Raw genomic sequence first — 1192 nt, 5'->3', positions numbered from 1 at the left:
ACGGCGGATCTCTGGCGCCCGGAACCCCGTTGCCGTCCACCGCGCAACTCGCCGAGCAGTACGACGCCTCGCTGAGCGTGGTGAAGATGGCCGTCGGCATCCTGCGCAACGAGGGTCTGGTGATCGGCCAGCAGGGCAAGGGCGTGTTCGTCCGGGATGCGGAGGAGCGCCCCGCCGGCGACGAGCAGGCCGACGTGGCCGAGCTGCGCGCCGCCGTGCGGGACTTGTCGGTACGTCTCGCGAAGGTCGAGGAGCAGTTGGCTACGTCCACGTCACGCCGTCCCGGACGTAGCAGCCGGTGACCTTCCGAGCCAGCGAGGCCGAGGCCCCACCGGGGTGCCGGCGCAGGCTCAGGGCCTTGTCCTGGCGGCGGATGCCGACCAGGACCATGACGTAGCCGACGAGCAGGGTCGTGCTCAACAGGGCGGCGATGATCAGCGGGAGCCAGCTCACGTCCAGCTCACCCCCATCGCGAACGCGCTGCGGGGACCGCGCGGGGGACGCCTGGTCTCCGTCCGTCGCCGGTTACGCCGGTTCCGGGACCGCTCCTTACGCGCCCACCGGCTTCGCGCCAGGCACTTGGAGCACTGGGTCTGCCCCTCGGTCAGGGCGTTGCCGCAGTCGCACGAGGGCGTCTCGGCGGGGATGGTGATCTCGTTGTTCATGGGTGCATCTCCTCCTTCGGTCGCTGCCGTTGTGGCGTTGTGCAACCGAGGATGCGACGCAGTGTCAGGACGAGATCACTACACGACGGGACATGTTCAAGACGTTCGGCCTACGATGTCCAGGTCCCCGGACGTCCTTGGGAGCAGGTGAGATGGCGAACGAACGGCTACGCGCGGCCCTGTTGCAAAAGGGCGTGAGCGTCGCGGACCTGGCCGAGGCGATTGAGGTCGATCCCAAGACTGTCGAGCGGTGGATCACCAAGGGGCGAGAGCCGTACCGTAAGCACCGGTTTGCTACAGCTTCGTACCTGGGTGTGGACGAGACGTACCTGTGGCCGCAGGCTCTGTCGCGCGAGCAGGTGGTCGCCGCCTCCGAGAGCGAGGTCCTGGCCATCTATCCGCACCGCTGGGCCGTACCCCGGGACGCGTGGGGACGTCTGTTCACCGCCGCGTCCCAGGACATCGGCGTCCTGGTCTACAGCGGATTGTTTCTCGCCGACGACGCCGCGATGGTCCGCCTGCTGGGG

At 68.5% G+C, this 1192-nt stretch carries 4 protein-coding genes; 2 read left to right on the top strand and 2 right to left on the bottom strand.

Features of this window, described 5'->3' with window-relative positions; translation table 11 throughout:
- Nucleotides 1-302 (top strand): GntR family transcriptional regulator (locus tag ACWCSD_RS52870; protein ID WP_449927591.1); only part of this gene is annotated, 302 nt, incomplete at its 5' end.
- Here the strand turns inward: ACWCSD_RS52870 and ACWCSD_RS52865 are convergent.
- Nucleotides 262-453 (bottom strand): hypothetical protein, encoded by a 192-nt coding sequence (locus ACWCSD_RS52865; RefSeq protein ID WP_357970093.1) that lies wholly within the window; start codon nucleotides 451-453, stop codon nucleotides 262-264. The genes ACWCSD_RS52870 and ACWCSD_RS52865 overlap by 41 nt on opposite strands.
- On the bottom strand, nucleotides 450-665 hold the full coding sequence (locus ACWCSD_RS52860; RefSeq protein ID WP_449927588.1) for a hypothetical protein: 216 nt from the start codon (nucleotides 663-665) through the stop codon (nucleotides 450-452). Before ACWCSD_RS52860 ends, ACWCSD_RS52865 begins: the two co-directional genes overlap by 4 nt.
- 152 nt (nucleotides 666-817) lie before the next feature.
- On the opposite strand from ACWCSD_RS52860, the gene ACWCSD_RS52855 reads away from it, so the two are divergent.
- Nucleotides 818-1192, top strand: a 375-nt coding sequence (locus tag ACWCSD_RS52855; protein WP_449927585.1) for a helix-turn-helix domain-containing protein, incomplete at its 3' end; no start/stop codon positions are given.

The organism is Nonomuraea sp. NPDC001684, from assembly GCF_053596515.1.
This window is presented reverse-complemented; position numbering and strand designations above follow the sequence as displayed.